The organism is Pseudomonas sp. GM55, assembly GCF_000282395.1.
In the GTDB taxonomy this organism is placed as follows: Bacteria; Pseudomonadota; Gammaproteobacteria; order Pseudomonadales; family Pseudomonadaceae; genus Aquipseudomonas; species Aquipseudomonas fluorescens_CC.
In genome coordinates this window covers 1-24766 of the sequence record NZ_AKJJ01000113.1, presented here as the reverse complement: position 1 = coordinate 24766, position 24766 = coordinate 1, and the positions used below count along the sequence as shown (strand labels likewise).

At 60.4% G+C, this 24766-nt stretch carries 21 protein-coding genes; 12 read left to right on the top strand and 9 right to left on the bottom strand.

The genetic code is table 11. The annotated features are described in order from the left end of the window. Positions 1-133: 133 nt before the first annotated feature. The 4 genes from PMI31_RS30385 to PMI31_RS24935 form a co-directional block, all read right to left on the bottom strand. The gene (locus tag PMI31_RS30385; protein WP_008021998.1) at positions 134-289 is read right to left on the bottom strand and encodes a DUF2474 domain-containing protein; all 156 of its coding nucleotides are present in this window, start codon (positions 287-289) and stop codon (positions 134-136) included. Further along, positions 276-1292, bottom strand: coding sequence for a cytochrome d ubiquinol oxidase subunit II (gene cydB, locus PMI31_RS24945; protein WP_008021997.1), 1017 nt, complete (start codon positions 1290-1292; stop codon positions 276-278). The genes PMI31_RS30385 and cydB overlap by 14 nt, the downstream gene beginning before the upstream one ends. 17 nt (positions 1293-1309) lie before the next feature. Beyond that, positions 1310-2731 carry a cytochrome ubiquinol oxidase subunit I gene (locus tag PMI31_RS24940; RefSeq protein WP_008021995.1) on the bottom strand — a complete coding sequence of 474 codons (1422 nt, stop codon included), beginning with the start codon at positions 2729-2731 and terminating at the stop codon, positions 1310-1312. A 166-nt stretch (positions 2732-2897) separates the two neighbouring features. Continuing rightward, positions 2898-5222 (bottom strand): FdhF/YdeP family oxidoreductase, encoded by a 2325-nt coding sequence (locus PMI31_RS24935; protein ID WP_008021994.1) that lies wholly within the window; start codon positions 5220-5222, stop codon positions 2898-2900. Positions 5223-5914: 692 nt separating this feature from the next. Here PMI31_RS24935 and moaA point away from each other — a divergent pair. Both moaA and PMI31_RS24925 read left to right on the top strand, forming a co-directional pair. Beyond that, complete coding sequence (moaA, locus tag PMI31_RS24930; RefSeq protein ID WP_043302638.1) at positions 5915-6913, top strand: GTP 3',8-cyclase MoaA; 999 nt, start codon at positions 5915-5917, stop codon at positions 6911-6913. 5 nt (positions 6914-6918) lie between these two features. Then, positions 6919-7818, top strand: coding sequence for a bestrophin family protein (locus PMI31_RS24925; RefSeq protein WP_008021989.1), 900 nt, complete (start codon positions 6919-6921; stop codon positions 7816-7818). A gap of 175 nt (positions 7819-7993) precedes the next feature. Here the strand turns inward: PMI31_RS24925 and PMI31_RS24920 are convergent, their stop codons facing one another. Both PMI31_RS24920 and moaB read right to left on the bottom strand, forming a co-directional pair. Continuing rightward, entirely contained in the window at positions 7994-9199 is a 1206-nt protein-coding gene (locus PMI31_RS24920) for a molybdopterin molybdotransferase MoeA (protein WP_008021988.1), read from the bottom strand. Next, positions 9196-9735, bottom strand: coding sequence for a molybdenum cofactor biosynthesis protein B (gene moaB, locus PMI31_RS24915; RefSeq protein ID WP_007976036.1), 540 nt, complete (start codon positions 9733-9735; stop codon positions 9196-9198). The genes PMI31_RS24920 and moaB overlap by 4 nt, the downstream gene beginning before the upstream one ends. Positions 9736-10033: 298 nt before the next feature. On the opposite strand from moaB, the gene PMI31_RS24910 reads away from it, so the two are divergent. The 7 genes from PMI31_RS24910 to PMI31_RS24880 all read left to right on the top strand — a co-directional run bounded on the left by PMI31_RS24910 (position 10034) and on the right by PMI31_RS24880 (position 16359). Further along, positions 10034-10924 carry a LysR family transcriptional regulator gene (locus tag PMI31_RS24910; RefSeq protein WP_008021986.1) on the top strand — a complete coding sequence of 297 codons (891 nt, stop codon included), beginning with the start codon at positions 10034-10036 and terminating at the stop codon, positions 10922-10924. A gap of 146 nt (positions 10925-11070) precedes the next feature. Further along, a complete protein-coding gene (gene fdhD, locus PMI31_RS24905) occupies positions 11071-11898 on the top strand; it encodes a formate dehydrogenase accessory sulfurtransferase FdhD (protein ID WP_008021983.1) in 828 nt (275 codons plus the stop codon). Positions 11899-11941: 43 nt separating this feature from the next. Continuing rightward, on the top strand, positions 11942-12448 hold the full coding sequence (gene moaC / locus PMI31_RS24900; protein WP_008021980.1) for a cyclic pyranopterin monophosphate synthase MoaC: 507 nt from the start codon (positions 11942-11944) through the stop codon (positions 12446-12448). Beyond that, positions 12445-12696: a molybdopterin converting factor subunit 1 gene (moaD, locus tag PMI31_RS24895; RefSeq protein ID WP_008021978.1), complete on the top strand. Its 252-nt coding sequence runs from the start codon at positions 12445-12447 to the stop codon at positions 12694-12696. Before moaC ends, moaD begins: the two co-directional genes overlap by 4 nt. Before the next feature lie 3 nt (positions 12697-12699). Beyond that, positions 12700-13188: a molybdopterin synthase catalytic subunit MoaE gene (gene moaE / locus PMI31_RS24890; protein ID WP_008021976.1), complete on the top strand. Its 489-nt coding sequence runs from the start codon at positions 12700-12702 to the stop codon at positions 13186-13188. A gap of 44 nt (positions 13189-13232) precedes the next feature. Further along, positions 13233-14591, top strand: a complete 1359-nt coding sequence (gene chrA / locus PMI31_RS24885; protein WP_008021975.1) for a chromate efflux transporter — start codon at positions 13233-13235, stop codon at positions 14589-14591. Between the two features lie 472 nt (positions 14592-15063). Further along, entirely contained in the window at positions 15064-16359 is a 1296-nt protein-coding gene (locus PMI31_RS24880) for an NAD(P)/FAD-dependent oxidoreductase (protein WP_008021973.1), read from the top strand. A 176-nt stretch (positions 16360-16535) separates the two neighbouring features. Here PMI31_RS24880 and PMI31_RS24875 read toward each other — a convergent pair whose 3' ends face one another. Then, a complete protein-coding gene (locus tag PMI31_RS24875) occupies positions 16536-17324 on the bottom strand; it encodes a DeoR/GlpR family DNA-binding transcription regulator (protein ID WP_008021972.1) in 789 nt (262 codons plus the stop codon). 442 nt (positions 17325-17766) lie between these two features. Here PMI31_RS24875 and speF point away from each other — a divergent pair, with 442 nt between their 5' ends. Continuing rightward, the gene (speF, locus tag PMI31_RS24870; RefSeq protein WP_008021970.1) at positions 17767-19950 is read left to right on the top strand and encodes an ornithine decarboxylase SpeF; all 2184 of its coding nucleotides are present in this window, start codon (positions 17767-17769) and stop codon (positions 19948-19950) included. 49 nt (positions 19951-19999) lie between these two features. On the opposite strand, the gene ppk2 is transcribed toward speF, so the two are convergent. Both ppk2 and PMI31_RS24860 read right to left on the bottom strand, forming a co-directional pair. Further along, a complete protein-coding gene (gene ppk2 / locus PMI31_RS24865; RefSeq protein ID WP_008021967.1) occupies positions 20000-20818 on the bottom strand; it encodes a polyphosphate kinase 2 in 819 nt (272 codons plus the stop codon). Between the two features lie 58 nt (positions 20819-20876). Continuing rightward, on the bottom strand, positions 20877-22598 hold the full coding sequence (locus PMI31_RS24860) for a SulP family inorganic anion transporter (protein WP_008021966.1): 1722 nt from the start codon (positions 22596-22598) through the stop codon (positions 20877-20879). A 320-nt stretch (positions 22599-22918) separates the two neighbouring features. On the opposite strand from PMI31_RS24860, the gene PMI31_RS24855 reads away from it, so the two are divergent. Together PMI31_RS24855 and PMI31_RS24850 are read left to right on the top strand one after the other, a co-directional pair. Next, complete coding sequence (locus PMI31_RS24855) at positions 22919-23371, top strand: hypothetical protein (RefSeq protein WP_008021964.1); 453 nt, start codon at positions 22919-22921, stop codon at positions 23369-23371. A 258-nt stretch (positions 23372-23629) separates the two neighbouring features. Beyond that, complete coding sequence (locus PMI31_RS24850) at positions 23630-24577, top strand: helix-turn-helix domain-containing protein (protein WP_177323579.1); 948 nt, start codon at positions 23630-23632, stop codon at positions 24575-24577. Positions 24578-24766: the final 189 nt, after the last annotated feature.

The following is a 24766-nucleotide window of genomic DNA, read 5'->3' as shown; positions in this document are numbered from 1 at the left end:
ACTTTCGCGCTTTTCGAAAGTGACCCGCCGTAAAGGCGGAACCGTCAGCGGCCGTTACCGCAGAAATGGATATTCACTCAATCCAATCCATTTATACGCCCCAAAGTGAACTGTCCCCCTTAACGACTTGCCATCAATGACTACTCATGCCGGCCGCATGCATCAACATCCGCAATCCCCCCGCCACCACCCCCAACCCAACCACACTGCCCGACCAGATCACCACCAGCCACCCCAGGCGCTTGTACCAAGACACCGGTGCCCGTTCACCAGAATCAATGATAGCCATCGCCAATCCTCACTTTGCCGCGGAACACGTAATAGCTCCAGACCGTGTACATCAGAATGATCGGCAAAATGAACAACGCCCCGATCAGGATAAACAACTGACTGGTCGCCGGTGACGCCGCCGCCCACAGACTAATGGAGGGCGGCACGATGTTCGGCCAGATACTGAACGCCAGGCCAATGTAGCCCAGGAACACCAGCATCAGGGTGAAGGCGAACGGCCAATGGGTGTGACGCTGGCGCAAGGTCTTGAGCAAGCCGAACATCGCCAGCAAGGCCAGCGCCGCAAGACCACCGAAAACCGCCAGGTGCGCATGGGCAAACCAGCGCGTGGCGATTTCCGGATGGAGAATCGGCGTCCACACACAGATCACGCCGATCACCGCCAACAGCAGCCACGCCAGGGGCCGGGTGAACAGGCGCATCCGCGACTCCAGCATGCCTTCGGTCTTGACCAGCAGCCAGGTGCTGCCCAACAGCGCGTAGGCGATGATCAGACCGACACCGCAGAACAGCGGAAACGGTGCCAGCCAGTCCAGCGAACCACCGGCGAACTGCCGGTCGACCACCGGGATACCGGCAATGTAAGTACCGATCACCACGCCCTGGGAGAACGTCGCCAGCAGCGAACCGCCGATGAACGCCATGTCCCAGATATGTCGTTTTTCAGGGCTGGCCTTGAAGCGAAACTCGAACGCCACTCCGCGGAAGATCAAGCCGCACAACATCAGGATCAGCGGCAGGTACAACGCTTCCAGAATCACCGAATAGGCCAGCGGAAACGCGCCATACAGCGCCGCGCCGCCCAGCACCAGCCAGGTCTCGTTGCCGTCCCAGACCGGTGCCACGGTGTTCATCATCACATCGCGCTCCTTCGCATCCGGGATCAGCGGGAACAGAATGCCCAGCCCCAGATCGAAGCCGTCCATGATCACGTACATCATCACGCCGAAGGCGATGATCACACCCCAGATCAGCGATAAATCGATACCTTGGATACCCATGATTCAACTCCCTTCCTTCAATTGACGCGGGCGTCGGTTTCGAGGATTTCGGCGTCGGCAGACAGTGGCCGGCGCGGTGTGACCACCTGGTCGGAATGCCCGTCGACGGGATGCCCGTGATGCGGCTGCGGCCCTTTGCCGACCAGTTTCATCATGTAGCCGATGCCCACCGTGAACACCGAGAAATAGATCACCACGAACAACGCCAGCGAGAGGCTCAACTGCGCGACACTGTGATTCGACGCGGCATCGGCGGTGCGCAACAGGCCATACACCACCCACGGCTGGCGCCCGACTTCGGTGGTGATCCACCCGGCCAGCATGGCGATCAGACCGCTTGGGCCCATCCACAGGATCAGGCGCAGGAACCAGCGGTTGCGGTAAATAGCACCACTGCGGCGCAGGGCCAGGCCGAGCACGCCGGCCAGCACCATCAACATGCCCAGCCCGGCCATGACGCGGAAACTCCAGAAGATCACCGTCGCATTGGGCCGGTCCTCTTTCGGGAAGCTCTTGAGCGCCGGGATCTGCTTGTCGAGGCTGTGGGTCAGGATCAGGCTGCCCAGGTAGGGAATCTCGATGGCGTATTTGGTTTTCTCGGCCTGCATGTCGGGGATGCCGAACAGCACCAGTGGCGTCGCTTCGCTACCGTTGTTTTCCCAGTGCCCTTCGATGGCAGCGATTTTCGCCGGTTGATGTTCCAGGGTGTTCAGACCGTGGGCGTCACCCACCACGGCCTGAATCGGCGCGACGATCAACGCCATCCACAACGCCATCGACAGCATCTTGCGCACTTGCCGGGTGTCGTTGCCGCGCAGCAGATGCCACGCCGCCGACGAGCCGACAAAGAACGCCGTGGCCACGAACGCGGCAATCGCCATGTGCGCCAGGCGGTACGGGAACGACGGGTTGAACACGATGGCCAGCCAGTCCAGCGGCATCACGCGACCGTCGACGATCTCGAAACCCTGGGGCGTTTGCATCCAGCTGTTGGACGCCAGAATCCAAAAGGTCGAGATCAAGGTGCCGATGGCGACCATGACCGTCGAGAAGAAGTGCAAGCCACGCCCTACCCGGTTCCAGCCGAACAGCATGACCCCGAGGAAACCGGCCTCGAGGAAGAACGCCGTGAGCACCTCATAGGTCAGCAACGGTCCGGTGATGCTGCCGGCGAAGTCGGAGAAGCGGCTCCAGTTGGTGCCGAATTCGTAGGCCATGACCAACCCCGAGACCACGCCCATGCCGAAGTTGACGGCGAAGATCTTCGACCAGAAATGGTAGAGATCGCGATAGGTGTCGTTGTGGGTCTTCAGCCAAAGGCCTTCGAGTACCGCCAGGAAACTCGCCAGCCCGATGGTGATGGCGGGAAAGATGATGTGGAACGAAACCGTGAACGCGAATTGAAGCCGCGCCAGGTCCAGTGCCTCCAGGTTAAACATGTCGATATCCTCATCGCGGATACAAAGGAGATAAACCTGTAGGAGCCGGCTTGCTGGCGATTGCGCAATGGTCATCGACGCAGGTGTCGCCTGACGAACCACTATCGCCAGCAAGCCGGCTCCTACAGTCATTACAGTGAAAGGGTTTGCAATGAGCGCCCCGCTGCTATGCGGCGGAAGTCGAAATCAGGCTGCTGGCTTTCGCCTGCTCCAGCCGGATGGCAACGAACTTGGAAGTCGGGGTGAAGGTACGGTCACCGAAACTTTCCAATGGCACCAGCGGATTGGTCTCCGGGTAGTACGCCGCCGCCTGACCGGCCGGAATGTCGTAGGCGATCAGGGTAAAACCGCTGACCCGACGCTCGCGGTCGTCGTCCCACAGCGCCACCAGATCAACCTTCTGACCCGGTTCGAAACCCAACCGTCGAATGTCCTGCTCGTTGGCGAACACCACGTCGCGCATGCCATAGACCCCGCGATAACGGTCATCCAGGCCGTACAACGTGGTGTTGTACTGATCGTGGGAACGCATGGTCTGCAAAATCAGGTGCGGTTTGACCGCCAGGTTGCGCACGCCCTCGCTGATCAGGTGCTGCGGCAACACACTCGGGGTGAATTGGGCTTTGCCGCTGGCGGTTTTCCAGATGCGCCGGGCCGCGTCGTTGGGCATGTGGAAACCGCCCGGATGCAGCAAGCGCCGGTTGAAATCCTCGAAGCCGGGAATGGTGTCGGCAATCATGTTGCGGATGCGGCCGTAGTCGCCGATGGCCCAGTTCCAGTCGATCGGCTGCTTGCCCAGAGTGGCGGCGGCGATGCCGGCGATGATCGCCGGTTCCGACAGCAGGTGTTTCGACTTGGGCTTCAGTTGACCGTGAGAGATGTGGATCATGCTGAAGGTGTCTTCCACGGTCACGCCCTGCGGGCCTTCGGCCTGCATGTCGATGTCGGTGCGACCCAGGCACGGCAGGATCAGCGCTTCACGGCCGGTCACCAGATGGCTGCGGTTAAGCTTGGTAGCGATGTGCACGGTGAGGTCGCACTTGCGCAATGCAGCGTGGGTGCGCGGCGTGTCGGGGGTGGCCTGGGCGAAGTTGCCACCCAGGGCGATAAACACTTTCGAACGTCCCTGCTCCATCGCGCCAATCGCCATCACGGTGTTGTGGCCGTGCTCACGCGGTGGCTTGAAGGAGAAGCGTTTTTCCAGGGCATTGAGCAAGTCGGTGGGTGCCAGTTCGTTGATGCCCATGGTGCGGTCGCCCTGCACGTTACTGTGACCGCGAACCGGCGACAGGCCCGCGCCCGGACGGCCGACATTGCCGCGCAGCAGCATCAGGTTGATGACTTCCTGCAGCGTCGGCACCGAGTGCGTGTGCTGGGTCAGGCCCATCGCCCAACACATGATCACCCGTTTGGCCCGGGCGTACATGCGTGCGGCGAGTTCGATGTCGGCGAGGGTCATGCCTGATTGCTGCTCGATGTGCTCCCAGCTGGTCGCGTCGACTTCAGCCAGGTAGGCATCCATGCCCGAGGTGTGTTCGGCGATGAACTCATGGTCGAACACCGGTTCGCCGCCGGTGGCCTGAGCTTCGCGCTCCCACTGCAACAGGAACTTGACCATGCCGCGCATGACCGCCATGTCACCGCCAAGTGCCGGGCGGAAGTACGCGGTGTTGGTGGGCTCGGAGCCATTCATCAGCATCTCGATCGGGTGCTGTGGATGCTGGAAGCGTTCCAGCCCGCGCTCCTTGAGCGGATTGATACAGATCACCTGGGCACCGCGCTTGACCGCTTCGCGCAGCGGTTCGAGCATCCGCGGGTGGTTGGTGCCGGGGTTCTGGCCAATGACGAAGATCGCATCGGAATGCTCCAGATCGTCGAACACCACGGTGCCTTTGCCCACGCCCAGGCTTTCGATCATGCTCACCGCGCTGGCTTCGTGGCACATGTTGGAGCAGTCCGGAAAGTTGTTGGTACCGTAGGCCCGGACGAATAGCTGATAGAGAAAAGCAGCCTCGTTGCTGGCCCGGCCCGAGGTATAGAACTCGGCCTGGTCCGGCGACTCCAGCGCATTGAGGTGCCGGGCGACCGTCGCGAACGCTTCTTCCCAGGTGGTTTCGATGTAGTGGTCAGTGGCCGCGTCATAGCGCATCGGGTGGGTCAGGCGCCCTTGGTACTCCAGCCAGTAATCGCTCTGTTCGGCCAGCGCCGAGACGCTGTATTTGTTGAAAAAGGCCGGGTCAACCAGACGGCCCGTGGCTTCCCAGTTGACGGCCTTGGCGCCGTTTTCGCAGAACTTGACCATGCCGTTTTCCGGCGACTCGCCCCAGGCGCAACCGGGGCAGTCGAACCCGCCATTCTGGTTGGTCTTGAGCATGGCGCGGATATTCTTCAGCGCGTTTTCACTGCCCAGCCAGTTCCTGGTAACAGCGATCAGCGCGCCCCAACCGGCGGCGGCACCTTTATAGGGTTTGTAGCGGTCGACTTGAGACATGGTACTTCTCCGTGACCTGATTCAGGTCATTGATCGTTTGACGGAGAAAGCATATGAACAGGGATTAATTACTGTCTAATCGCTATTTATGACCATATGATCGAGGATATTTATCATTGTTTTTTATTGTTATTTATCAATAGCTTACAAAATTTAGATTGTCATTTACGCAGCAACTTTTTCCATGATAGATGCACTCGATCAACCGGTTGCTAATAGTGATTGGACGGGCCGACAAGTTGCTCTTAGCCTGCGCTCAACAAATTAGTTATCGGCGCAATATCTGTAGGAGCGAGCTTGCTCGCGATGGACTCAAGAGCACCGCGTTAAGCCAGCAAGCCCGCGTAATCGTTAACGACCATCGCGAGCAAGCTCGCTCCTACACCGGCGCTCAACAAATTGGTTATCAGCGCATTTTTGTAGGAGCGAGCCCTGCTCGCGATGGACTCAAGAGCACCGCGTTAAGCCAGCAAGCCCGCGAAATCGTTAACGACCATCGCGAGCAAGCTCGCTCCTACATCAGCGCTGAACAAATCCGTTATCAGCGCATTTTTGTAGGAGCGAGCCCTGCTCGCGATGGACTCAAGAGCACCGCGTTAAGCCAGCAAGCACGCGTAATCGTTAACGACCATCGCGAGCAGAGCTCGCTCCTACACGGAACATTCATTCAATGCGTGCCAAGCGAGGGTGTCATGTCAGAACGAGTCTTGATCGATGGATTCTCCCGGCGCGTGGACTATCTGCGGATGTCGGTCACCGACCGCTGCGATTTCCGTTGCGTGTATTGCATGGCCGAGGACATGCAGTTTTTGCCGCGCCAACGGGTGCTGACGCTGGAAGAGATTTATCAACTGGCACAAAGCTTCGTGGCGCTGGGTACCCGCAAGATCCGCCTGACCGGAGGCGAGCCGCTGATCCGCCCGGGCGTGGTGCAGTTGTGCCAGAAGATCGCCGCCCTGCCCGGCCTGCGTGAGCTGTGCATGACCACTAACGGTTCGCAGTTGGCCAAACTCGCCGAGCCGCTGTTCGAGGCCGGGGTCAAGCGCCTCAACATCAGCCTCGACTGCCTGGATCCGCAACGTTTTCGCGAACTGACCCGCACCGGTGACCTGGCGCAGGTCATCAAAGGCATCGACGCTGCCAACAAGGCCGGATTTCGCAACACCAAGCTCAACTGCGTGGTCATGAAAGGCCGCAACGACCAGGAGATCAACGATCTGGTGAGCTTCGCCATCGACCGCAACCTCGACATCTCCTTCATCGAGGAAATGCCGTTGGGCACCATCGACGAGCACAGCCGCGCCGAATCGTTTTTCGCAAGCAACCAGGTCCGCGAGCGCATCGCCGAACGCTACACTTTGATTGATTCCGCCGAGTCGACCCAGGGTCCGTCGCGCTACTGGCGCCTGGCCGAGGCGCCACAGATTCGACTTGGGTTCATCTCACCCCACAGCCACAACTTTTGCGGCACCTGCAATCGGGTGCGGCTGACCGTGGAAGGACGTCTGCTGCTGTGCCTGGGCAATGAGCACTCGGTGGATCTCAAGGCTGTTCTGCGCAGCCACCCCGGACAGCCCGAGCGCCTGGAACAAGCCATTATCGAGGCGATGAAACTCAAGCCTTATCGACACAACTTCGAAGTGAACGACGATGTTCAGGTTGTTCGCTTCATGAACATGACGGGCGGCTGAAACCCATGATCGTGAGACCCAAACCCAACCTGATCGGCGTCCTGACGTCCCTCAAGGGTTCGATCGCCAAGCGCATTGCCTGGCGCAGCCTGATGGTGACATTGCTCGCCTCGGCCATCGTGCTCATTGAAACCTTGCACCCCAGCTACTTTTCCAAGGTCAGTGCAACTCCCTTCACGCTGCTGGGTTTGTCGTTGTCGATCTTCATGAGCTTTCGCAACAACGCCTGCTACGACCGCTGGTATGAAGCGCGCAAGGCGTGGGGCGATGTGATCGTGGAAGTGCGCTCGATGATTCGTGAAACCCTGGTCATCAAGGACACGGATGAGCGACACACGATCCTCAGCAACCTGTGCGGTTTTGCCCATGCCCTCAACGCGCGGCTGCGCCAGGAAAACGAACTGGCCGCCAGTGGCGACTGGCTGCACCCGATGCCCAAGGGCAACACCACGGACATCAGCGGGCAAATACTGATGCAGGTCGGCGAGCAGTGTTCGACACTCAACCAATCCGGGGCGATCAACGACTGGCGCTACACGCTCATGGCCAACCACCTGACCAGCCTGACCCACGCCCAGGCGGTCTGTGAACGGATCAAGAACACCCCGTTACCGTTCCCCTACACCCTGTTGCTGCACCGCACCATCTACCTGTTCTGCATCCTCCTGCCGTTTGCCATGGCCGAACCCCTGGGCTGGCTGACCCCGATTTTCACCGCGATCGTCAGCTACACCTTTTTCGGCCTGGACGCGATCGCCGATGAACTGGAAGACCCCTTCGGCCGCGATGAAAACGACCTGCCCACCGACGCCATCGTGCGCAACATCGAGCGTGATGTACTGGCGGCACTGGGCGTAACGGAACTGCCGCCACAACTGGAACCGGTGGATTTTGTGTTGAACTGAGACTCAAGAAACACACAAAACCTGTGGGAGCGGGCTTGCTCCGGGCGGCGATCCGACGAAGGCGGTGGGTCAGGCAACATCTCTGCTGGATTTGCCGGCCTCTTCGCGGGCAAGCCCGCTCCCACAGGAGTATTGGCCGACCTCAGGATTGGCATTCACAGTTTGTCCGGTGTATTCAGAACAGCTCGCTGAAGGGAATAAACCGCGCTGTGTCGCCTACTGCCAATGTGCAGCCTTCCGGTATTTCCACCAGCCCATCGGCCCAGGACGCTCCCAACAAAACGCCTGAGCTCTGGTTCGGATAGAGCACCGCTTGACCGGCTTCGAGTCTTGCCCTGAGGTACTCGCGGCGACTCCCGGGTTTGGGCCAGGCAAAGCCGAGCCTGACCGGAAAGCTCAAGGGCTCGACCTCTTCGACGCCCTGAATCCGCAACAGGTAAACCCGGGCCAGCAGGCCGAAAGTGACCAGCGCCGATGTCGGATTACCCGGCAGGCCAATCACCGGCACGCGGCCGAAGTGGCCCACGGTCAATGGTTTTCCGGGTTTGATCGAGAGTTTCCACAGCAACGGCTTGCCGCACTCGCGCAGCACCTGGCCGAGGCAGTCGGCGTCGCCGGCGGACACGCCGCCAGTGCTGAGCATCAGGTCAGCGGCGTGTTGCAGTTGTTCGAGCTTGAGCCGCGTCTGGCGTGGCTCGTCGGGGAGAATGCCGGCATCGATGACCTCGCAACCCAATGCACTCAACCAATGGCTCAACAATGTACGGTTGCTGTTGTAAATGCTGCCGGGCTTGAGTGGCGTGCCCGGATCGACCAGTTCATCGCCGGTGGACAACAACGCCACCCGTGGTCGCCGCACCACCTGCACATGGGTGCAGCCCTGCGCCGCCGCGACCGCCAACTCGAACGGACCGAGGCGCTTGCCGGCGCGCAGCAACACATCGCCGACGCCGTTCTCCTGGCCTTGTGGGCGGATGTTAGCGCCAGCGCTCAGTGCCTGCTTGAACCGAACACATCCATCATCCAGCACCTCAGTGTTTTCCTGCATCTCCACACAGTTGGCACCCGGCGGAACTGGCGCGCCGGTGAAGATCCGCGCGCAGGTTCCCGGTGCCAAGGCTTCGGGGGCGTGCCCGGCAAATACCTGCTGCGACACGCTCAGTGGCTCCCCGTTCCAGCCATCGACATTCAGGGCATACCCGTCCATGGCGCTGTTCGGCCACGGCGGCAGATCGAGGGTCGCCACCAGGTCATTGGCCAACACCCGCTGCCTGGCGGCACTTAGCGGCACCATTTCACTGTCTTCAATCCTGTGTGCCTCGGCCATCGTCAGCAGCCGGTCGACGGCTTGCTCCACCGACATCAGGGGTGCAGTGCTCATCCCCGCGTCCCGCAGGCTTGCACAGGCTTGAGGTGCGGCACGAAATTGCACGGCCGGTGACGAGCGTCGAGCTGCTCGGCGAGGATGCCTTCCCACGCGGTGCGGCAGGCGCCCGTGGAACCCGGCAGGCAGCAGACCAGCGTGCCATTGGCCAGCCCGGCCAGTGCCCGGCTCTGTACCGTGGAAGTGCCAATGTCGAGGATCGAAATCGCCCGGAACAGCTCACCGAATCCATCGATCTGCTTGTCCAGCAAACAGGCCACCGCCTCGGGCGTGCTGTCGCGGCCGGTGAACCCGGTACCGCCAGTGATCAACACCACCTGAATGCCGTCGTCGGCAATCCAGTTCGCCACCTGCGCGCGGATCTTGTACAGGTCATCCTTGAGCAGGTTGCGCTCGCTGAGGGTGTGGCCGGCTTCCAGCAAACGACTGACGAGTAGTTGCCCGGAAGTGTCATTGGCATATTCACGGGTATCGCTGACCGTCAGCACGGCAATATTCAAAGGGATAAACAAGGCATCCGGTTTGACACTCATGGGATTCTCCGGCAGGCATGAATTAAATAGCTTAATCAAATAACTTCCGGAGACTAAATTGATAAAACAAACACTGTCCAATCACTCTAACCAACCAGACTATCGAGCCGCTCTATCAATATAAAAAACAGGAAAATACCATCGACGATAGAGCCCATCGATAACCCCTTAAATACCAGTGATTGGACGCACGCCCAAGACGGTGAGATCGTCCACACCTCACGTTTCCGCCACGCCTTGTGTCTTGCGCACCTGAGTCAATACTTACCCTTCACTCCCCCCGTCAGCAGGTGCCGTCATGGACATCAAACAACTCAAGTTCCTGATCGCCCTGGAGCAGACCCGCCACTTCGGTCAGGCTGCCGCGCGATGCCACATCACCCAGCCCACCCTGTCCATGCGCCTGCGCAATCTGGAGGATGAACTGGACCTGGTGCTGGTCACCCGGGGTCAGCGCTTCGAGGGTTTTACCCAGGCCGGCGAGCGGGTGCTGGCGTGGGCCAGAACGCTGCTGGCCGCCCACGACGGGCTCTTCGCCGAGGCCGCCGCGTGCCGGGGCCAGCTCGTTGGCAACTTGCGCCTGGGCCTGGTCCCGCTCAGCAGCTTCAACCCTGTCACCTACATTCAAGGCCTGTCCCGCAGCTTTCCCGAGCTCAAGTACAGCCTGTCTTCCCTGAGTTCGGACCAGATCATCGAGGGCCTGGGCAACAATCAGCTTGACCTCGGGGTGTGCTACCTCGATCACGTCAACCCGAGCTATTTCGAGTTTTTCGAGATCGGTGCAACCCGCGTCGGCCTGCTGTATGACACCCGCCACTTCCATTTCGAGGGTGCGCAAATGAGCTGGGAGGATGCCGCCGAACTGCCGCTGGGGATGCTCAGCAACGGCATGCACTACCGCAAATCCATCGACCTGAGCTTTCGCAGCCGCGGACTGGACCCGCAGCCGATACTGGAAAGCGATTCGACATACCAATTGCTGCAGGCGATTCACGAAGGTTTCTGCTGCGCGATCATGCCGCTGGACAGCGGCCTGGAAGAACCCATTGAACACTTGTCGTTCATCGAATTGCCGGATGCCAGTGTGCTCGCCCCACTGGGCCTGGTCATGCGCAAGACCGAACCGCGCTCGGCCATTGCCGAGAAGTGTTTCGCCGAAGCCCGCACTTTATTCAGCCGGACTCACTGATCAAGTTTCGGTTTTATATAAAACCGAAAAAGACCTGTTTGCCCGGCCTGATAGATATCACCAATCGGCGCATCGGAACAAGCGATTGGACGCGTTGAAAAGTTACCCGTAGCCTGAACTCAATTCAGCGCTTCGAGGTTCTTTTCATGTTATGCCAAGTTGAACAAGCCGATATTCGAAGCGACACCAATGCCCCCGCGCCCAAGCCGCTGAGTGTGAACTTTCGCGAATACGACAACGCCGCGTCAGTCTGTCAGGCGGCGCTGGCTTCAGAAATTGCCCTGGCAATCACCTACAACGGTTTGAGTCAGGCCGTGATGATGGTGTCGCCGGGCAACCTCGAAGATTTCATCCGTGGTTTCAGCGTCAGCAACGACATCGTCGAAGACCAGAGCGAAATCTACGACCTGCGCCTGACCCACTTCGACCAGGCCGTTCAAGCAGACGTGCAGATCTCCAGCCGCGCGTTCTGGGCGCTGAAGAACCATCGTCGGCAAATGGCGGGCACCAGTGGCTGCGGACTGTGCGGTGTGGAAGCGCTGGAGCAGGCCTTGCCGAAACTGCAGATTCTCGATCCGGTTGCCCTGCCGCCCGCCGAGCATTTCATCGACATTCGCGGCCGCATCGAACAGGCACAACAGATGGCCCGCAGCAGCGGCGCGTTGCACGCGGCGCTGTACTTCGACCCCCAGGGCAACGCGCTGATCTGCCGCGAAGACATTGGCCGCCACAACGCGCTGGACAAATTGATCGGTGCCCTGCAACACGCCGGCATCGACAGTCGCAGCGGCTTCACCGTGGTCACCAGCCGTTGCAGCCTGGAACTGATTCACAAAGCCGTCAGGGCCAGGCTCGGCACACTGGTCAGCCTATCGGCACCCACCGCCCTGACCGTGCAATGGGCAATCAAACATCGCCTCAACCTGATTCACGTCCCCCACCGAAACGCTCCACGCATTTACAGCCCGGCATGATGCCTTCACCTGATCACCGCGCTGGCAAGCGCAGGAACGCCCCATGACAGACCTTTCAGATGCATCGCCCAATGGCCTGACCCACCTCGACCGTCAGGGTCGCGCCAACATGGTCGATGTCAGCGAAAAAACCTCGACGCAGCGTGAAGCCCAGGCTCAGGCCTGGGTGCGGATGCGCCCGGAAACCTTGAAGTTGATTCAAAGCAACGGCCACCCCAAGGGCGATGTGTTTGCCGTCGCGCGAATCGCCGGAATCATGGCGGCGAAGAAAACCCATGAGCTGATTCCGCTGTGCCACACCCTGCTGCTCAGTTCGATCCACGTCGAACTCAAGGCCTGCACACCGGACAGCGTGAAAATTGTCGGCACGTGCCGCGTCGAGGGCCAGACCGGGGTCGAACTGGAAGCCCTGACCGCCGTCAGCGTGGCAGCGCTGACCCTTTACGACATGTGCAAGGCGGTGGACCGCGCCATGGTCATCGATGACATCCGCCTGCTGAGCAAACAAGGTGGCCGCTCCGGTCATTTCAAGTTCGAGGACGCACAATGATCCTGATCAACTACTTCGCCCGTTACCGCGAGCAGCTCAACCTGGGCGGTGAAAAGCTGCCCCTGACCGACAGCCTCAAGACCATCGAAGACGTGCGCCAATTGCTGATGGCTCGCGGTGAGCTGTGGAGCAACGTGCTGGGTGAAACCAACCTGATGTGTGCCCTGAACCAGGAGCTGTGCCATCCGGACCGGGTGATCGAGGACTATGACGAGATCGCCTTTTTTCCACCGGTCACCGGGGGTTGAGACATGTCGGTTCGGGTCCAGTGTGAAGTGTTCGACGTCGGCCGGTTGATCGACAGCCTGCAGGCTAACGATCCGGGCGTGGGTGCCGTGGTCAACTTCGTCGGCTACGTGCGCGACATCAATCAGGGTGAGGCAGTCGCCGGGTTGTATCTGGAACACTATCCGGGCATGACGGAACGGTCGCTGCAGAACATCATCGACAACGCCAGGGCCCGCTGGCCGTTGCGGGGCGTGGAGATCGTGCATCGGATCGGTCCGTTGTCGATCAGCGAGCCGATCGTGTTTGTCGGCGTCAGCAGCCCCCATCGGCAAGCCGCTTTCGAAGCCTGTGCGTTCATCATGGACTATCTGAAAACCGACGCGCCGTTCTGGAAGCGCGAAGACGTGGTGTCCGGCACACGCTGGGTCGATGCCCGTGACAGCGACCGGTCAGCCGTTGCGCGTTGGGCAAATATGCAGCATCAGGCGACTATCCAACGCGTTTCGGTATAGCTACAGTCATTGGCTCAATACGCCTTCGCACAAGGAGTTTCCACTTGAGCCCCACGCCCTCCCCGATCACGGAACAGGATGTGCCGCTGCCCCGGTCCATCAGCCTGCGTGAAGCCTTTCTGTTCTGGCTCAAGCTCGGTTTCATCAGCTTTGGCGGGCCGGCCGGGCAGATTTCGATCATGCATCAGGAACTGGTCGAACGCCGGCGCTGGATCTCCGAGCGGCGTTTTCTGCATGCCCTCAACTACTGCATGTTGCTGCCCGGGCCTGAGGCTCAGCAGCTGGCGACCTACATCGGCTGGCTGATGCACCGGACCTGGGGCGGCGTGATCGCGGGTGTGCTGTTTGTGCTGCCGTCGTTGTTCATCCTGATTGCACTGTCCTGGGTGTACATCGCCTTTGGTGAAGTGCCCGTGATCGCCGGGTTGTTTTACGGGATCAAGCCGGCGGTCACGGCCATCGTGGTGCAGGCGGCTCACCGGATCGGCTCGCGGGCGCTGAAGAACGGCTGGTTATGGGGCATCGCCGCCGCGTCCTTCGCGGCCATTTTCGTGCTCAACGTGCCGTTTCCGTTGATCGTGCTCGGCGCGGCGGTCATCGGTTACTTCGGCGGGCGACTGGCACCGGAAAGGTTCAGGGCCGGTGGCCACAGCGCGGCGAAAAAATCCTTCGGCCCGGCCGTGATCGACGACGACACCCCAACCCCGGAACACGCCCGTTTCAGTGGCTTGAAACTGGCGCGCCTGGCCGTTGTCGGAGCGATCTTGTGGACACTGCCCATGGCCATGCTCACCGCATTGTTCGGCTGGGAAGGCACCTTGACCCAGATGGCCTGGTTCTTCACCAAGGCCGCGTTGCTGACCTTCGGCGGTGCCTATGCCGTGCTGCCGTATGTCTACCAGGGCGCGGTCGGTCACTACGGATGGCTGACCCCGACGCAGATGATCGATGGTCTGGCGCTCGGTGAAACCACTCCGGGTCCGTTGATCATGGTCGTCGCCTTTGTCGGCTTTATCGGTGCCTACGTGCATCAGGTCTTCGGGCCGGATCAAGCGTTTGTCGCCGGTGCCGTTGCCGCCACGCTGGTGACCTGGTTCACCTTTCTGCCTTCGTTCCTGTTCATCCTCGCCGGCGGGCCATTGGTGGAGTCGACGCACAACGAACTCACCTTCACCGCGCCGCTGACGGCCATTACGGCTGCCGTGGTGGGCGTGATTCTCAATCTGGCGTGTTTCTTTGGCTACCACGTGCTTTGGCCCAAAGGTTTCGAAGGACGACTGGACTGGCCTTCGCTGCTGATCGCCCTGGTGGCGGGCATTGCATTGCTTCGCTTCAAGCGCGGGGTGATCGAGGTGTTGATCGGCTGCGGATTGATCGGCCTTGGTATACACCTGATGTCCTGAACCAGGCATTTACACGCGTCACAATCCTCCCTAGTATCCAGCCATCCCCGGATGGCTTGTTCTACCCGCCACCGACGATTTCCGCCGCCGGAAACCTGCGCCATGTGTACTTCGCCGTCAGAACAGCACCTGCTGAACATTTCGCTCCAGGCCAGCTCGCTGCCGGCCGTGGACGGCATTGCATGAAGCGCATCGTCAACCTGCCCATGGCCCTGCGCCGTTCCAAACTGCGTCATTCCGCACGTCCGCCGGATAGCGTCGTGCTCGCCTGATCGGCGAGCCCCCTCCTTCGCTATCCCTGCATTTGCTCAGCGTATGCAATCCCTGTAGGAGCTGGCTTGCCAGCGAAAGCGGTGTACCTGCCAACAACCATGGCGACTGACACCACGCCTTCGCTGGCAAGCCAGCTCCTACAGGTTGCGCACTTCGACTGACTGGCATTGGTTTCTTCCAATTTTGCCTGGACACCGACATGACTCAACGTTGCAATTCCTACTACACCGCCACCCTCAACCAGGACACCGATTACCCGACGCTGCAAGGCCGGCACCGGGTTGACGTAGTGATCATCGGCGGCGGCTTCACCGGCGTGGCCAGCGCCGTCGAGCTGGCGGAGAAAGGCCTGAAGGTCGCTATCGTCGAAAGCCACAAGATCGGCTGGGGCGCCACCGGGCGCAATGGCGGCCAGGTCACCGGCAGCCTCTCGGGCGATGAAGCCATGCGCAAACAGATGCGCCGCACCCTTGGCGACGAGGTCGACGACTTCATCTGGAACCTGCGCTGGCGCGGGCACGAGATCATCCGGCAGCGCGTGGAAAAGTACGGCATCGCCTGCGACCTCAAGCACGGCCACCTGCACGCGGCGTACAAGCCCGCGCACATGGATGGCTTGCGCAAGGATTACGCTGAAGCCGTGCGCCGTGGCATGGGCGATGAGGTCAGCCTGCTCGACCGCAGCCAGGTCCGCGACCTGCTGCAAAGCGACCTCTACCATGGCGCGATCAAGAACACCCGCAACATGCACCTGCACCCGCTGAACCTGTGCATCGGCGAGGCCCGTGCAGCCGAAAGCCTGGGCGCATTGATCTTCGAAAACAGCGAAGTGCTGGAGATCATCCATGGCGATGGCCTTCACCAGAGCCCGGGCGTACGTACCGCCCACGGACACATCGAGGCCAGTCAGGTGCTGCTGGCCGGCGACGTCTACCACAAACTGGAGTCGGGCAAGCTCAAAGGCAAGATTTTCCCGGCCATGGGCGGCATCGTCACGACCGCGCCGCTGGGCGATCTGGCCAGACAGATCAACCCCGAAGACCTGGCGGTCTACGATTGCCGTTTCGTGCTCGACTACTACCGCCTCACCGCTGACGGTCGCCTGTTGTTCGGTGGCGGCGCCAACTACAGCGGCAAGGACTCACGCGACATCGCCGCCGAGCTGCGCCCGTGCATCGAGCAGACCTTCCCGGCGCTCAAAGGCGTGGCCATCGATTACCAGTGGAGCTGCGCAATGGGCATCGTGATCAACCGCATTCCGCAACTGGGCAAGCTGTCGGACAACGTCTGGTATTGCCAGGGCTACTCCGGCCACGGCATCGCCACCACCCATATCATGGGTGAAATCATGGGCCGGGCGATCACCGGGCAACTGGAGCAGTTCGATACCTTCGCCGCCTGCCAGCACATCCGCGTGCCCATGGGCGACCTGCTCGGCAACCCGATGCTCGCGGCCGGCATGTGGTACTACCAGATGCTTGAGCGACTGCGCTGAGGTTGTTGGCCGGTACATTCAGCATGGATGTTGTTTGTGCTGGCCTCATCGCGGGCAAGCCCGCTCCCACAGGTATTGTGTCAACTCCAACATCTCGCATTAACACAAGAACTTGTGGGAGCGGGCTTGCCCGCGATGGGGCCGGTACATTCAATACATCTGCCAGCAAAAAACACTCAAGCCTGCGCCTGCACCACCTCGACCCCCAACGCCCGGTAATCCTCGACACTGCCTGACGCTACATGCTGCTCGGTGATCAGCGTGTGCACGCGCTGACAAGGCGCGACGACAAAAGGCTCCACCGCGCCGAGCTTGTCCGCCGTGGTGACGGCGATCACGTGGGAAGCACAGTCGAGCATCGCCTGTTTCACCGGCACTTCATCGAAGTGCAGTGAACTGAGGCCCACCTGCGGGTGAATCGCGCAGACCCCGGTAAACAGCAGATCGGCCTTGATGCCCGCCAGCAGCCGCAGGGTTTCGTGGCCGCTGGCCGACATCGTCGCCGGGTTGAGCTGGCCGCCGGCCAGGATCACCTTGATGCCTTTGTATTCGGACAAGGTAATGGCCGTCATCGGCGATGCCGTGATCGCCGTGATGGCGATGTCCGACGGCAGCGAGCGCGCGATCTGCAAGGTGGTGGTGCCGGAATCGAACACCACGATCTGCCCGTCCTGCACCTGTCGCGCCGCCAGTTGCGCCAACCGGGTTTTCACCTCATCGGTTTCGCTGATCCGGGTGAAATAGTCCTTGCCCGTGTCTTTGGGCCGCGGCAACGCCCCGCCGTGCACCCGCTGCACCAGGCCGGCGCTGGCCAGCTCCGCCAAGTCACGGCGGATGGTGTCTTCGGACACCGCAAAATGCTGGCTCAACTCCGAGGCCATGACCTTGCCATCACGTTCGAGGATCAACAGGATTTTTTGCCGGCGCACTGACGGCAGTTCGGCAGCGGAATGGTTGTCGTGCATGTTTTCGCCCGTTTATGCGTGTAACTGCGTGTTTATGCGAGATTAGCCAAAGCACGGGTTAAACACAAACGGGTGGCCCGGAAAACACTTCCCGGTATCATTTTTTTCGATCTTTCAAATCATTACAGCGAATTTTTCATTTTCCTGTGACCTGTTCAAGATGGCGCCGTCACTCATGTTTTGGATGGAAACTTCATGAATATCAATTTTGCTTTTGCGTGCATGATCGTGGTCTCGTTCACGATTGCACTGGTACACGCCTGACCGCTATCGATGGGCCATGGCCTCTCGTCCAACAATTCGGTAAAAGCCTGACAGATCAGGAATATGCTCTATAACCAGTGGTGACATGATTTCCGATTCGGGGAACTGGAAGGCTCCCTCGGAAGCTGCTCTCTAAAAAAGCCGCGGACAAATGAGTGCCCGCCAGGAGACACCACCCATGAAAGCTCTGAAAATCGCCGCCAGCAATGGCACATCCGAATGCTTCCTGAACGCCCGGGAGGTGGTCCCGCTCAGTCAAACCGATTTTACCGACGTCGCCGTGGCCGTGGTGTCGGTTGATGATGTGTTGGCTGGAGCTTTGGACGTCATTCAGCGCACCGGTTTTGATGTGCCGATTTTCCTGGTGCCCTCCCCTGGCACCAGCACCCGCCCCCGAGAAGTCTACAAATACCTCAATGACGTGCTGCTGCAAGTGAACGGCATCTTCGACCTGTCACCCAGTAACGTCGAATACCATGGCAACCAACTGGAGACAGCGGCCAAGGCCTATGAAGAAAGCCTGCTGCCACCCTTCTTCGATTCGCTCAAACGGTACACCGAGGCGGCCAACGCGACCTTTGCCTGCCCCGGTCACCAGGGTGGCCAGTTCTTTCGCAAGCACCCGGCCGGCCGACAGTTCTTCGACTTCTTCGGCGAGACACTGTTTCGCGCCGACATGTGCAACGCCGACGTCAAGCTCGGTGACCTGCTGATCCACGAAGGGCCGGCGCTGCTGGCACAGAAACACGCCGCGCAGGTGTTCAACGCCGACAAGACCTATTTCGTGCTCAACGGCACCTCGGCATCGAACAAGGTGGTGACCAGCGCCCTGTTGACCCCCGGCGACCTGGTGCTGTTCGACCGCAACAACCACAAGTCCAACCACCAGGGCGCGCTGTTGCAGGCCGGTGCCACGCCGGTCTATCTGGAAACCGCGCGCAATCCCTATGGCTTCATCGGCGGGATCGACGCCCACTGTTTCGAAGAAGACTACCTGCGCGAGCTGATTGCCGAAGTCGCCCCGGACAAGGCCCAACTGCCACGGCCATTCCGCCTGGCGATCATTCAACTGGGCACCTATGACGGCACTGTCTACAACGCCCGGCAAGTGGTCGACCGCATCGGCAAGCTGTGTGACTACATCCTGTTCGACTCGGCGTGGGTCGGTTACGAGCAGTTCATCCCGATGATGAAAGACTGCTCGCCACTGCTGCTCGACCTGAATGAGGACGATCCGGGCATCTTCGTCACGCAATCGGTGCACAAACAGCAGGCCGGTTTTTCCCAGGCCTCCCAGGTGCACAAGAAGGACCGGCACATCAAAGGCCAGGCCCGCTATTGCAACCACCACCGGCTCAACAACGCCTTCATGTCCCAGGCGTCCACCAGCCCGTTCTACCCGCTGTTCGCCTCGCTGGATGTCAACGCACGCATTCACTCAGGGCGCAGCGGCCTGCGCCTGTGGGAGGACTGCGTGAAGTTCGGCATCGAAGCGCGCAAGCTGATTATCGAAGCCTGCACCATGGTCCGGCCGTTCGTGCCGTCCACCATCGAAGGGCGCGCGTGGGAAGACTACCCGACGGACGAAATCGCCAATGACATCCGCTTCTTCGAATTTCATCCGAAGGACCGCTGGCACGCTTTTGGTGGCTACGCCGAGAAGCAGTACTTCATCGACCCATGCAAACTGCTGTTCACCACCCCGGGCATCGACCCGGTGGACGGCAGCTACACCGAGTTCGGTATTCACGCCGGCATCCTCGCCAACTTCCTGCGGGAAAACGGCATCGTCCCGGAAAAATGCGACCTGAACTCGATTCTGTTCCTGCTCACCCCGGCTGAAGACTGGGCAAAGATGACCCACCTGGCCGCGCAAATCGCCCGTTTCGAACGCTTCATCAGTGACGACGCGCCGATGAGCCGGGTGCTGCCGGCCATCTACGCGCAGCATCAGGAGCGCTATCGCAACTACACCATTCGCCAGCTCTGCCAGGAAATGCACGACCTGTATCGCAGCCACAATGTGCAGCAGTTGCAGAAGAACATGTTCCGCAAGGAACACTTCCCGAAAAAGGCCATGAACCCGCAGCAAGCGCAGATCGAATACATCCGTGGCAACGTCGAACTGGTGGCGCTGGCGGATGCGGACGGGCGTATCGCCGCCGAAGGCGCACTGCCCTATCCGCCTGGCGTGCTCTGCGTGGTGCCGGGAGAGATCTGGGGTGGCGCAGTGTTGAAATACTTCCTGGCCCTGGAAGAAGGCATCAACCGCTTGCCCGGCTTCACACCGGAGCTACAGGGCGTCTACCTGAAACACGAAGGTGGTCGTACCCGGGCGTATGGGTACGTGATCAAGGCCTGATGGCATGCAGCAGGAGCCGGCGTGGGCCGGCTCCTGCCCAATGCCTCGATCAGAATTTTTCCGCAATGTACTTGTACGGATAGACCGGCTCCCGATAGTTGCCGGGCGCTTGCCGCTTGGGCAGTTTGACTTTTTCCCGCGGTACCTCCTCGTAAGGAATGCTGCTCAGTACATCGCTGATGATGTTCAGTCGCGCCCGCCGCTTGTCATTGGAGTTGGCGACCCGCCAAGGGGCGAATTTGGTGTCGGTGTACTTGAACATGTCGTCCCGGGCACGGGAGTAGTCGTACCAGCGGTTATAGGACTTGAGGTCCATGGGCGACAGTTTCCAGATCTTGCGCCCGTCGGTGATACGCGCCTTGAGGCGTCGGGTCTGTTCTTCCTCGCTCACTTCAAGCCAGTATTTGATCAGGATGATTCCCGATTCGACCAGTGCCTGCTCGACTCGCGGCGCCACGGTGAGAAAGGTGCGCACCTGCTCTTCACTGCAAAAACCCATGACCCGCTCTACACCGGCGCGGTTGTACCAGCTGCGATCGAAGATCACCACTTCACCGGCTGCCGGCAGGTGCGGCAGATAACGTTGCAGGTACATCTGGCTTTTTTCCCGGTCGGTTGGTGCCGGCAAGGCCATCACCCGGAACACCCGCGGACTGACCCGTTCGGTCAGCGCCTTGATGGTCCCGCCCTTGCCGGCGCCATCACGGCCCTCGAAGAGGATGCAAATCTTGGCGCCCGTGTGCTGCACCCACTCCTGCAGCTTGACCAGCTCGACATGCAGCCGCGCCAGTTCCTCGAGATAGACCTTGTTCTTGAGCTTGCCGCCTTCGACCGGTTTGCTTTTCGCTGCCGCCTTCTTCTTTGCCATGTCCGTTAACTCCTTCAATGCATTACACAGCGTCCGGAGTGCGCCCGGCCGCGTTCATTCAGCGTCGACTGCGCTGGTAATGTTCAACCGCCTGCTCCAGATTCAAGAACATGCGGGCCTCGCCCAGCGTGTGGCCCAAGGGCGCCTTGATGACCATGTCCCATACGCCCGGGCTCATGCCCACCAGCCACAATGAAATGCCTTTTTCCTGCATTCGCTGTTCCGCCCCGGTGAGCATTTTCAGGGCCGTGTATTCCAGGTCGAACACGCTGCGCAGGTCCAGGACCACGACTTTGGGTGTCGCCGCATCAATCAGTGGCCGGATCTTCTCGGCGATGCGCTCGGCATTGGCAAAGAACACCCGCCCCTCGGGCCGCAGTAACAGCAGTCCGTCAAAATGTTCGTCCTCGAAGTGTTCAGCAGACTGCGGCCGGTACACATTGGTGCCAGGCTTGCGCCCGAGGATATGTACGGGTGGGTCCGAGACTTGATAGGCCAAGGCCAGCAACGAAACGACAATCGCCACGACGATCCCTTGCAGCGTGCCCAGCAGCATCACACCGATCATGGCCACCACGGCCCAGACAAATTCGGTACGGCGAACCGACAGGATCTCGCGAAATTCCGCCGGCTCGATCAGGCCCACCGAATACACGATCACCACGGCGGCGAGCGTGGCATTGGGCATCAGGCCAATCAGCGGTGCCAGCAGCAGGCACGTGCCCAATGCCAGTACAGCGGTGACCAGTGCAGCCAGTTGCGAACGGGCGCCGGCCAGGCGGTTCACCGCCGTTTGGGTCGTCCCGCCACCCGCGACCATGGCCCCGAGAAACGCACCGCCGATGTTGGCAACGCCGGTGGCCAGCAGTTCCCGATTCGGTTGAGGCGCGGGCTCGTCACTGCGGGCGAACGCACGCCCCGCCGCGATGGTTTCGGTGAAGCTCATCAGCGCGATGCCCATCGCCGAAGGCCAGAGGGTTTCGGCCAGCGACCATACCGGCAGGGTCGGCGCGGGCAGTCCGATCGGCACCACGCCGACCGCGGACACGCCAAAGCGCTCCAGGCCAAACAGGCTCATGCCGAGGATGCCAAGCGCCACCGCAATCAACGGTGCCGGCAGTCGTGGGGTAAAACGTTTCATGCCGACCAGCAGCAGAACCATGAACACACCGACCGCCACGGTCGGCAGCGAGGCATGCCCGATGCTCTGCACCGTGGCCAGCAGATTGTGCAGGAAGCCACCTTTGTCGATGTGAGTCCCCAGCAGTTTGGGTAGCTGGTCGAGCACGATGACCACGCCGATGCCGGCCTTGAACCCCACCAGCACCGGTTCGGAAATGAAGTTGGCGACGAAGCCCAGGCGCAGCAACCCCGCGACGATCAAAATCGCGCCCACCATGAGGGCCAGCGTAGCGGAACCCGCCAGCAAGGTCGCCGCATCGCCATCGGGGCTGATCTGGCCCAACGCGGAGCCGGCGAGAATGGCCAGGGTGGTTGTGGTGCTGACACTGAGCGGGCGCGAGGTACCGAGCACGGCATAGATCACCATCGGCACCAGCACCGTGTACAGCCCGACCTGCACCGGCAGGCCGGCAATGGTGGCGTACGCCAGCGCCTTGGGAATGACCACGGCCGCTGCCGTCAACCCGGCGACCACATCGCCTCGCAACCAGTCGGGCCGGTAACTGCCGAGCCACTCCGGGATCAACAGGCTGCGCAAGGTACCCCGTTGTGGAGCGCCGGAACTCCGCTCTTGCGGATGGCTGCCTTGTTGATTCATGAGTCACTCCAGTCGCAATTCGTCCCGTGCGGATGATGAGTGGGCTCAACTGACCGCACAATCCTTTAACTGCACGCGTAACCACTGCAAACCTTTATCGTCATCCAGGCGCATGTGCCAGTGGGCAATCCACGCAGGCTCGGCCAGTTACAAATGTAGCCGGTTTGCGCGGCCACGCCGTTCCATCGCTGGCGAAGGGGGCGACGCGACACCATCACCGTTCAAAAAGGGAGAGCCTTATATGGACGACGTCAGAAATCGATAAATGAGCTATACCCGCTAGTTCTCCCATTGCAGTTCTTCAACTCAGGAGTTTGGCAATGAAACTCAACCTCTCACTGGCAGCACTCATGGTTGCGGCAAGCCTTTTCGGCTGCGCCACTTCACCGAACCATGGCGTAAACGTCACGTTGGTTGCCACCCGGCAAAACGCCGGTCAAATCGGAAACGTCACGTTGACGGACTGGGACAACAAAACCGGACTCAGTTTCTTCATCAGCGGCGCTCCAAGCTACGTTTCCCTGCCCTTGCGCCTTTACTCTTTCATCAATAATGGCAGCTGCGAGCGACCCGGATCTGTCGCCTATGCGATGAACAACATCGTCGTCACCGAACGCCAACCCATACGTGGCTGGACGTTTTCCAGGACGGCACCTGTCCCCTTGCAAACCCTGCTTGCCGGCAAATACTCGGTGGTCGTGCGAACGGCTGCGACCGATGGCAACTACGATATTTTTTGCGGGGATATCAAGCCTGGAGAGCCGGTGAAATAGCCACGGTCATATCAGCTCAGCCCACCTGCCGATACCGCTCGTGCCACCGGTTGTTCAGTGCGAGCGGCGACAGCGGCAAAAACCCTGGTCACAAACCTGTCATTACTCACTGATAACGTCCTGGTGCTTCCCCGAACCGCATCCGTTCGATCTCCGATCGCCAGTTCCCTGTACCGGGGCTTTGCCCCTCCGCTCAAGGTGGCACTTCAGGTGTACTCAAGCACAACGCGCAAGCAAATCATCATCAGATCCAACGACATGAGTTGCGACGACTTTGGCGCGTTGTTCTCCAACCTGTTCGGCAACCTTTATTCCGACTCTCCGCCGCCGCCGAAAAACATCATCATCGGCGGGGTCTACGGCAGGCACGAAGGTGTCAGTTTCCGTCGAATGCACTATCGCGGTGACTTCACGGTGGCGTTTCCTGAGCCTCTCGACGAAATCACCTTCGTCATTCCCACCGCCGGCAAGATCATCTTCAACCACGTCACCGAGTCGACCGGTTTTGCCCAGGTCGGGCTGGCCATCGACAAGGCCGAGGTCCGTTCGGCACGCTTCGTCGACAATCATGCGCAGCACGGGATCTCGATCGGCCGGGCGCTGATCACCGAACGGCTGTCGATGCTGCTGGGCAAGCCGATCCTGCAAAAAGTCTGTTTCGAGCCCGTGGTGGATTTGAACGTACCCGCCTTGCAGGGCATCAAGGCACTGGTGGACCTGGCCACGGGAACCGAGTTCGACCTGCTGATCAACACCAGTTCGCTGATGCCTTCGCGTCTGCGCGAAATGCTGGTCGATGCGGTGCTGGAAGCCTGGCCGCACAACTTCACCGAAGCTCTTCGGCGCCCTTCCCCACTGATAGCGCCACGGCATGTGAAGCTGGCCGTCGAGTACATTCAGGCACATCCCGACCACCTGGCCAGCGGTACGGAACTGGCGCAACTGAGCAACGTCAGCCTGCGCGCCTTGCAGGAGGGTTTTCAGCGTTTCATGGGCACTTCGATCGTTGCCTATCAGCGTCAGGTACGTCTGGAACGCGCCTTCGCTGCGCTGTCCCAGGGGGTGTCGCCTTCGGTGACCGACGTGGCCCTGCAACACGGCTTCAGCAATGTCGGCCGGTTCTGCCAGTATTTCCAGAGTGCCTACGGCATCAGTCCCGCCGACGTGAGAAAGGGCCTGCGAACACGGCCAATTCCGGTCAATTGAGGGTTTGTGGGAGCGAGCCTGCTCGCGAAGGCTTTGTGTCTGGCGACGTTTTTTGTGTACATATCCATTTTTGCGGTAACGGCGGCTATTGGTTCCGCCTTTACGGCGGGTCACTTTCGAAGAGCGCGAAAGTAACCAAAGCGCTTTGCCCCTTACGTTCGGTGCCTCGCTGTGGCTCGGCATGCCCTC

Bases quoted from the DNA above. Each gene is read 5' to 3' on its own strand.
- PMI31_RS30385 (WP_008021998.1), bottom strand. From the start codon at position 289: ATGGCTATCATTGATTCTGGTGAACGGGCACCGGTGTCTTGGTACAAG.
- cydB (WP_008021997.1), bottom strand. From the start codon at position 1,292: ATGGGTATCCAAGGTATCGATTTATCGCTGATCTGGGGTGTGATCATC.
- PMI31_RS24940 (WP_008021995.1), bottom strand. From the start codon at position 2,731: ATGTTTAACCTGGAGGCACTGGACCTGGCGCGGCTTCAATTCGCGTTC.
- PMI31_RS24935 (WP_008021994.1), bottom strand. From the start codon at position 5,222: ATGTCTCAAGTCGACCGCTACAAACCCTATAAAGGTGCCGCCGCCGGT.
- moaA (WP_043302638.1), top strand. From the start codon at position 5,915: ATGTCAGAACGAGTCTTGATCGATGGATTCTCCCGGCGCGTGGACTAT.
- PMI31_RS24925 (WP_008021989.1), top strand. From the start codon at position 6,919: ATGATCGTGAGACCCAAACCCAACCTGATCGGCGTCCTGACGTCCCTC.
- PMI31_RS24920 (WP_008021988.1), bottom strand. From the start codon at position 9,199: ATGAGCACTGCACCCCTGATGTCGGTGGAGCAAGCCGTCGACCGGCTG.
- moaB (WP_007976036.1), bottom strand. From the start codon at position 9,735: ATGAGTGTCAAACCGGATGCCTTGTTTATCCCTTTGAATATTGCCGTG.
- PMI31_RS24910 (WP_008021986.1), top strand. From the start codon at position 10,034: ATGGACATCAAACAACTCAAGTTCCTGATCGCCCTGGAGCAGACCCGC.
- fdhD (WP_008021983.1), top strand. From the start codon at position 11,071: ATGTTATGCCAAGTTGAACAAGCCGATATTCGAAGCGACACCAATGCC.
- moaC (WP_008021980.1), top strand. From the start codon at position 11,942: ATGACAGACCTTTCAGATGCATCGCCCAATGGCCTGACCCACCTCGAC.
- moaD (WP_008021978.1), top strand. From the start codon at position 12,445: ATGATCCTGATCAACTACTTCGCCCGTTACCGCGAGCAGCTCAACCTG.
- moaE (WP_008021976.1), top strand. From the start codon at position 12,700: ATGTCGGTTCGGGTCCAGTGTGAAGTGTTCGACGTCGGCCGGTTGATC.
- PMI31_RS24880 (WP_008021973.1), top strand. From the start codon at position 15,064: ATGACTCAACGTTGCAATTCCTACTACACCGCCACCCTCAACCAGGAC.
- PMI31_RS24875 (WP_008021972.1), bottom strand. From the start codon at position 17,324: ATGCACGACAACCATTCCGCTGCCGAACTGCCGTCAGTGCGCCGGCAA.
- speF (WP_008021970.1), top strand. From the start codon at position 17,767: ATGAAAGCTCTGAAAATCGCCGCCAGCAATGGCACATCCGAATGCTTC.
- ppk2 (WP_008021967.1), bottom strand. From the start codon at position 20,818: ATGGCAAAGAAGAAGGCGGCAGCGAAAAGCAAACCGGTCGAAGGCGGC.
- PMI31_RS24860 (WP_008021966.1), bottom strand. From the start codon at position 22,598: ATGAATCAACAAGGCAGCCATCCGCAAGAGCGGAGTTCCGGCGCTCCA.
- PMI31_RS24855 (WP_008021964.1), top strand. From the start codon at position 22,919: ATGAAACTCAACCTCTCACTGGCAGCACTCATGGTTGCGGCAAGCCTT.
- PMI31_RS24850 (WP_177323579.1), top strand. From the start codon at position 23,630: ATGAGTTGCGACGACTTTGGCGCGTTGTTCTCCAACCTGTTCGGCAAC.